The 8,053-nt window shown below is 47.0% G+C and carries 4 protein-coding genes; 3 read left to right on the top strand and 1 reads right to left on the bottom strand.

Going from position 1 to position 8,053, the window contains the following annotated elements:
- Window positions 1-208 precede the first annotated feature (208 nt).
- Window positions 209-1,447 carry an LL-diaminopimelate aminotransferase gene (locus QUB10_RS24515; protein WP_333205836.1) on the bottom strand — a complete coding sequence of 413 codons (1,239 nt, stop codon included), beginning with the start codon at window positions 1,445-1,447 and terminating at the stop codon, window positions 209-211.
- 214 nt (window positions 1,448-1,661) lie between these two features.
- On the opposite strand from QUB10_RS24515, the gene QUB10_RS24510 reads away from it, so the two are divergent.
- The 3 genes from QUB10_RS24510 to QUB10_RS24500 form a co-directional block, all read left to right on the top strand.
- A complete protein-coding gene (locus QUB10_RS24510) occupies window positions 1,662-2,753 on the top strand; it encodes a hypothetical protein (protein WP_333205835.1) in 1,092 nt (363 codons plus the stop codon).
- A gap of 428 nt (window positions 2,754-3,181) precedes the next feature.
- The gene (locus QUB10_RS24505) at window positions 3,182-4,921 is read left to right on the top strand and encodes a DUF3352 domain-containing protein (protein ID WP_333205834.1); all 1,740 of its coding nucleotides are present in this window, start codon (window positions 3,182-3,184) and stop codon (window positions 4,919-4,921) included.
- Between the two features lie 1,363 nt (window positions 4,922-6,284).
- A partial coding sequence (locus QUB10_RS24500) for a two-partner secretion domain-containing protein (protein ID WP_333205833.1) occupies window positions 6,285-8,053 on the top strand: 1,769 nt, incomplete at its 3' end.

The raw sequence follows: 8,053 nt of genomic DNA, 5'->3' as shown, positions 1-8,053 counted from the left end.
TCCACAACCTATCAATTTCTTGTGGGGTGGGCCGAAAAGCCCGCCCAAAGCAACAGGCAAGATGCCTGTTCCACAACACATCAAATTTCTTGTGGGGTGGGCATCTTACCCGCCCAAAGAAACAGGCAAGATGCCTGTTCCACAACATATTAATTTCTTGTGGGGTGGGCCGAAAAGCCCGCCCCAAAAAGAATTATCTCTCGCCCTTTTACACCTTAAACTTCTCCACAATCCGTCTCATCGCTTCTTCCACATTCTCCCGACTATTAAACGCCGAAATGCGGAAATAACCCTCACCCGCCGCACCAAAACCAGAACCCGGAGTTCCCACCACATTACAAGTTTCCAGCAACTTCTGAAAGAAATCCCAACTCGACAAACCGTGAGGCGTTTTCACCCACACATAAGGTGCATTTTCGCCACCAAAAACCTCGATTCCCGCCGCTGTCAATTTCTCGCGAATAATCGCAGCATTTTCCATGTAAAAATTGACTAAAGCCCGAATCTGTGCCTTGCCAGCCTCAGAATAAACCGCCTCAGCACCGCGCTGCACTATGTAAGAAACTCCGTTAAATTTAGTAGATTGGCGGCGGTTCCACAATTTCCAAATTTCCACATCGGAACCATCTGCTGCTTTTCCAGTCAAAGTCTTCGGTACAACTGTCAGCGCACAGCGAGTACCCGTGAAACCAGCATTTTTGGAAAAAGAACGAAATTCGATCGCACAATCCCGCGCGCCTTCAATTTCGTAGATAGAATGCGGTAAACTCGGATCGGTAATATACGCTTCGTAAGCCGCATCGAAGAAAATAATCGAACCGTTAGCTTTAGCATAATTTACCCAAGCTTGCAAGTGTTCCTTAGTTGCAGTTGCCCCCGTCGGGTTATTCGGGAAACACAAGTAAATTAAATCGACTTTTTTGTCAGTGGGAATTTGGGCAGTAAAATTGTTTTCCGCTGTAATTGGCAGGTAAACTAAGCCGCCGTATTCGCCATTTTCGTTCGCATCTCCCGTGTGTCCAGCCATCACGTTAGTGTCTACATACACCGGATACACTGGATCGGTAACTGCGATCGTGTTATTGTTGCCAAAAATATCGAGAATATTGCCGCAATCGCACTTAGAACCATCAGAAATAAAGATTTCCGAAGCATCAACATCGCATCCCCGCGACTTGAAATCGTGCTCGGCAATTTTCTCCCGCAGCCACTCATAACCTTGTTCCGGGCCGTATCCTTTAAAGGTATCCCGCGAACCCATTTCTTCCACCGCCGCCACCATCGCCTCCCGACAAGCAGCCGGTAGCGGTTCAGTCACGTCGCCAATCCCCAGCCGGATGATGGGCGCTTCGGGATTAGCCTCTGCATAGGCTTTCACCCTGCGCCCAATTTCGGGAAACAGGTAGCCAGCTTTGAGTTTGAGGTAGTTGTCGTTGATAGTTGCCATAGTTCGATCGCTACAGAATGTCGTAGAATAGCTTACTGCTAATTGGCAGTTGACTGTTGACTGTTGACTGCTAACTGTTGACTGTTGACCGAAAAGCCCTAGGATTCATCCGTGAGAATCATCCTAAAATTTAAAACCTAAAATCGGCAGGATACTTGACCAAAAAATCAAACTATCTTGTATAATCAGAATAGCGTGCAGTGCAGAAGCAATTATGGATGAGATCGAGTATGCCAAACTCTATCAGGAACTGGCGGCAATTCTGAATGAGTTTAATTTGGGTTGGGTAGTTCAACAAGTAGCGGATACTGTAGAGATAGGCAAAGTAATTGAAGAGCGATCGCTCAAAAGAAAAACACCTCTGCTCAAGATAGAAGATTATACCGCAAAAGAACAACTTTTGCTGTTAATTAATGCTGTCGAGCAAGCGACTGTTAACACTTCCGAAATGGAAGACGAAATTGCTTATTTCTTGAAAGTAGAATCAGAAACCTCTCCCCTCGGCACAAAAATTACCTTTGCCAATTCAGGTGCAGAAACAGCCAAAACAATCGAGTTTACTTCCAGCGTCACAGCCCCCCGTCACAAACAGGCGATCGCCCTCAAGCACTTGCTCGAAAAACTGCCTTCCGGGCCCAGCAACTACGCCATCAATTCCGAAATAAAAAGCAAATTAAAAAGCTCGATCGATCCCGAATTTAACACAGCGGCAGAACAAGCCAGAATTTTTGACACTTACCTCTTCACTATTCTACTAAAAGCAGTTGCTAATGAAGGCGGTACTATTTATTACAACAATGTTTTAGACGACGAAACACCGAAATATTTAACATTTAGAAAAACAGCGGGAAAAATCCACGGCACTGCACATCCATACACTCATGCTGTTGTGGAATTTCCCGACAAACCAGCCCTGGAAGTTCACCTAGGAGTAAAAGTCCAAGGTAGAGCCGGAGTTCTGCACAACTGTAACATTTTAATTTTGTACCAAAAAGAAGCAAATATCTGTCGCTTGCTCAACCGCGAACCCCGACACTCGCAGGTGATTTTAGCGGTAAAGTCGGAACACAGCACCTCGGAACTAAAACTAGAAATGGCGGGTGCTTTTATCGGCTTAGCGTCAGACATTCGCTACGAAGGCGGCAGCTATTTCATTTCTAACAGTTACTCCCAACCCGTAGCAAAACTGCTAACTACCGCTCGTAAAAAATGGGAACTCAACATTTTTCCGAGAGCCACAAACGATGTGCACCGACTGATGTACTCGTTTCAAACTATCTTTAAAGACTTTAAGGCTCGAAACTGATTCAATTAATCAGGACTAATACCAATTTAATGTGAAGTTGCACATATCTCGATCCCCCTAAATCCCCCTTAAGAAGGGGAGTAGGGGTTGACTTTGAGCGGAGTCTTGTCCCCCCCTTTGTAGGGGCGGTGCGACCCCTACTCCCCGTGCCCGCCCTCTTGGCTAGGGGGGATCGGATTCTACGGGGCCTCATAAAAAATTGGTATAAGGCCAACTGTCACAAAAGCCTTGCTACATTTTTTGTGTTAGGTTTCGTTTCACGAGCCTAACCTACTGTCAGATGAAAAAAAAACAGTTTTTCTGGTTGTTCCCGGAGGGGTAAATTCGAGTTTCCTAAATTTGCCCGGTTAAATGTATCTGCTAATGTATCTGCTACATGAGCCAAGAAAATAATCTATCATGTTGCGAGCACCCGAACCTTACGAATAATGTTTAAGAAAGATAAATCTTCCCTGCTGTTTACGATCGGATCCGCCACACTTCTGATCGGTTTAGGCTTTGTCACCTACTACCTCGTCATTTCCCGTGGGCCCGCCAAAGATTTGCCGCCGGGGGCAACCGTTGTCCCGCAAGATACGATGATGGCCCTATCCATCAGCACCGATGAATCCCAGTGGAATAAACTGCGAGAGTTTGGCACGCCGGAGTCAAAAGCTTCGTTTGAGAGGTTTTTAAGCGAAATGCGCGATCGCCTCCTCACAAGCAACGGCTACGCCTACCAGCAAGACATTCAACCCTGGGTGGGTAACACAGCAATGGTAGCCTTTCTCCGCAACAAAATAGCTATACCAGCCCCCCCGCCCGCACCCAATGCGCCCCCGTCTCCGCCAATTCAACAGTCAGTGGCAATTATCCTGCCAATTGCCAACCCGATCAAAGCCCAAGAATTATTAGCAAAACCCAGAACCCTCAGCCAAGGAAAAATAGTTGAGCGTAATTATAAAGGCGTGCAAGTCACAGAAACTCAAGGAGTACCCGATCGCAATTTCTCAGTCGCGGTACTCGGCACAAACTATCTAGCAGTCACCACGGATCCTAGCGCTACAGACAGAATAATCGACACCTACAAAGGCGAACCTTCCCTAGCCAAAACCCCTGGCTATGCAGACGCCATAGACAAAATAAAAAGTCCGGGCGCCTTCGGTCAAATCTACGTCAATATGCCCGTTGCCGCCGCCTATGCCGCCGCCAACTCAGCCCGTGAAATTTCGCCAGAAAGCCTCGAAAAACTGCAACAAAATCAGGGATTTGCCACCACAGCGACGCTGGAGGCTGAAGGAATTGGATTCAAATCAGTCTCTTGGCTAAAACCAGATTCTACCAGAAGGATAGCAGTAGAAAACAATGCTCTAAAAATGGTTAACCGCCTGCCAAACAATACAATAATGATGGTATCCGGCGGCAACTTGCAGCGTTTGTGGCAAGACTACGTATTAGGAGCCGAGGCAAACCCGATTTCCCCGATTAATCCCCAAGTTTTACGCACAGGTTTAAAATCTACTACCGGCATGGATTTAGATAAAGACTTGATGAACTGGATGGCGGGAGAATTTTCTATATCATTAATACCAGCCCCCGCGCAGAATCCCAGAGACAAATTTGCGGCCGGATTTGTATTTATGGTGGAAACAAACAACCAGGGCGCTGCGAACAAATCCCTGAAACAGCTTGATGAAACGATGAAAACTAAAGGGTTTAGAGTGGAGGAAATTCAAGTCGGCGGCAAACCGGCGATTAAATGGACATCGCCGTTTGGAGGGATTACGGTAACTCGCGGCTGGATGAACAATGTAGCGTTTATGACAGTAGGAGCTCCCGTGGTTGATGCGATCGTTCCGGCACCGAAAAGTCCGCTTTTAAGCAGCGAACTGTTCCAGAAAACTGTACGATCGGAACTTAAACCTCACAACGGCAATTTCTTCATCGACACCGAGACGGCGTTTAACCCGAAAAACCTCGCTTTACCGGAGTTTCCTCCCAGCCAAAAAATGTGGATTGACGCCACGCGGTCGATCGGCGTTACAGCGGCCGTCATTGGCGATCGTACCACCCGTTATGACGCTTTTGTCGGTCTCAAAAAATCCACCCAATCCACTCCTTCTGCAAAGCCTTCACCGCGCCCAGCTTCTCCCAGTCCCTCGCCCACTGTCCAAACTTCACCCAATTAACTCTTAAATCCTTCCACAAATCCGCCTGCACACCCCCTTAAACACAAACAGGGCGATCGATTAAAACCGAAAAACAGGCGATCGAAATCGGCAATAGTGGACTTGACTACAAGAGGGAAATAGAGCCGGATTTAAGTAGTTTTACTTCACAAAAAGTCACACAAAAAAAACCAAAAACCCGGTTTTTTCTTTAAATAAACCGGGTTTCTGAACACCCTAAGAATTTGGCTTACTGAAGAATAATTCAGAATTCACAATCCAGAATCCATTCTGGATTCTGTGCGACAGGATGGAGAATCCAGGTTTAAAGCCCCCGATTTTAATCGTGGATCACAAAAAATTCTTTCCGTGACCGTTAACCCTCACTTCAGGCATGGGGGATTCTGAATTCAGAATTCTGTCTTCTGACAATCAAGCATCCAGGATACCCGCCACGTGATTCATCCGTCCAGAAATAAAAAACCTGTATCCCATGAAACTTGCCGAACGTATTTATCTCGCGCAAGTCAATGCTTCAATCCTAAAATCTAAAATCTAAAATCTAAAATCGATTGACTCCTTCTCATTTCTTCTTTCCATAATTTTAATTTTTGGCAAGTGTAGAGTATTTTTTGTTGTGTATAAAATATTTTGGGATGTTTCCGGGTCAGTCTTGGAGGCAGAAACCTAGTTTTTGAACCCCTATACTTCCTTCATACTATCAATAATAGTTAAAAAAGCGGGTTTCTAGGCGTCGGAGGGCCTCTAAGAAGGCCGTTGTTGTTATTTTTTATTAATATGTCATGCGGAAGATACAGAGCCTAGGCATTTCGAGTTATATTTAGATTGTGGAAAAGATACGCTGAGACAATTGCCAAAGCAGAGGCCAATTCTACCTATTGAGTCCTGAATGCACTTGCAGTCAGAAACCCGGTTGCTTCATAAATATAGCGTCTTCAACCGTTCCGAAAAACCTATTCAGATATTGGCATTCCTAGTCAGCACCTGTACAACATCGGAACGTGCAGTCAAGCGTCTTAACTGACTACGTTCATCCATGACACCGTGATGTAAACGCCAGCCTTATGCACTGTCGAAGGCGATTAAGGAACGAGTGAACAGGTTTATAGCCAAGCGTATCGCTTTCCTAACAAGGGAACGTGAACATTTACCAGGCAAGCCTTACTTAGTAATAAAAGTGACATAATAGCTCACAAATACCCCTCGGCAAATGAGGGGTAGATTTCCAATCTTCTACGAAATTGACCAGACACAGCACAGATGTGCAAATACTTAGCGACACAGCCGTCAACCAAGTTTTTTCTACAAAGTTGGTTTCTTTACCTAATTTCTGTGATTTATATATTTTACCCATTAAAAACCTATGAAAACCGCCAAAAATATTCAAAAAACGTCGAAATTCCTCTCTAAAGAAAGAATAAGCAAACTGGCACTTTCTCTGCCAATTATCTTAATAAATCTTTACTTATTGCAAGCAAAAGCCGAAGGTCAAACGATTGTGCCAGCGGCGGACGCAACGGGCACTACCGTCACTCCCGCAGCCCAAAACGGAACTCCTGGCCAGCCAAGTCGCTTCGATATTCAAGGCGGACAATTATCGAGCGATCGACAAAATCTTTTCCACAGCTTTAAAGAATTCGGCTTGTCGGAAAATCAGATTGCCAACTTTATATCAAACCCCAACATTCGCAACATTTTAGCGGGCATAGGCGGCGGCAACCCGTCGATTATTAACGGCTTAATTCAAGTAACCGGCGGCAATTCTAACTTGTTTCTGATGAATCCATCCGGCATCATATTTGGCAACAGTGCCAGCTTAAACGTGCCGGCTTCTTTCACAGCAACCACCGCCACCGCTATTGGATTTGGTTCAAACTCGTTTAACGCTGTCGGTACTAGCACTTACACATCTCTGACAGGCGCGCCCAATTCCTTTACTTTTGGGGCCGATCGAGCAGGGGCAATTCTCAGCACGGCAGACTTAGCCGTCAAGTCAGGGCAGAACTTAACCTTGCTCGGCGGCACCGTTGTCAGCACCGGCAGCCTTTCGGCCCCAGACGGTCAAATTACCGTAGCATCAGTTTTGGGGACAAATTTAGTGCAGATCCGCCAGCGAGGCAATTTGCTGAGTTTGGAAATCGAGCCGCCCTCAGCGACGAGCACCACAGAAAGATCCAGCACAGCTTCGACATTCTCGATCGCAACCTTGCCGGAATTGCTCACAGGCATCGGTGAAACAAACGCTACAGGCCTCAGCGTCAATGCCAGCGGTGAAGTGGTACTCACGGCCTCTAACCGAGCAGTAGCTGCGGGGGACGTGGCACTAAAAGATGCAAACGCTGGGGCGATCGAAATTCAAGCAGCCAACAGCATTACAGTCAGCGGAAACCTGACAAGTTCCCAAGGCGGCCCAATCGCCCTAGAAGCTAGTGGCGACATTAGCACTGTCGATATCAACTCCGACTCCGACACCACCGCAGGCGGCAACATCACCGTCACCAGCCGTACAGGAAAAGTAGAAACAGGCAATATCAACGCAGGGTCGATCGACAAAAACAGCAACGCCGGAGACGTTAGTATTGCAGCACCCTCAAGCAGCATTCAAACAGGGTTCATAGACGCCAACTCCGAAGAAAAACAAGGTGGCGAAGTCACCCTCAACGGCCGCGACGACATCGAAGTAACCCATATCAACACCGAAGGCAGAACAGGCGGAGGAGAGATTGACATTACAGCCGGCGGTAATTTCCGAGCGACAGGCACTTTCACAAACGATAACAACTGCTTGTCGCAAGCTTGCAGCATTTCCGCATCCACGACTGGTAGCGCCAATGGTGGAGATATCACCATTCGCCACGGTGGCGAAGCCTCGAACACTCTTTTCACCATCGGGCCCGACTATAACAGACTCAACGGTACTGCTGGCAGCATTGCCACCGGCGGTCCAAAGAAGGAAAATGTGATTACACAGGGAAGTTATTTCAGCCCCGACCCTCAGATAGTACAGCCGACCCAAATTAACATTACGGCTTCTTCTGTCTCGCCAGCACCAACACCAGCACCAACACCAGCACCAACACCAGCACCAACACCAGCACCAACACCAGCACCAACACCAGCACCAACACCAGC

This window comes from Microcoleus sp. B5-D4 (assembly GCF_036705145.1).
Lineage (GTDB): Bacteria > Cyanobacteriota > Cyanobacteriia > Cyanobacteriales > Microcoleaceae > Microcoleus.
This window is presented reverse-complemented; position numbering and strand designations above follow the sequence as displayed.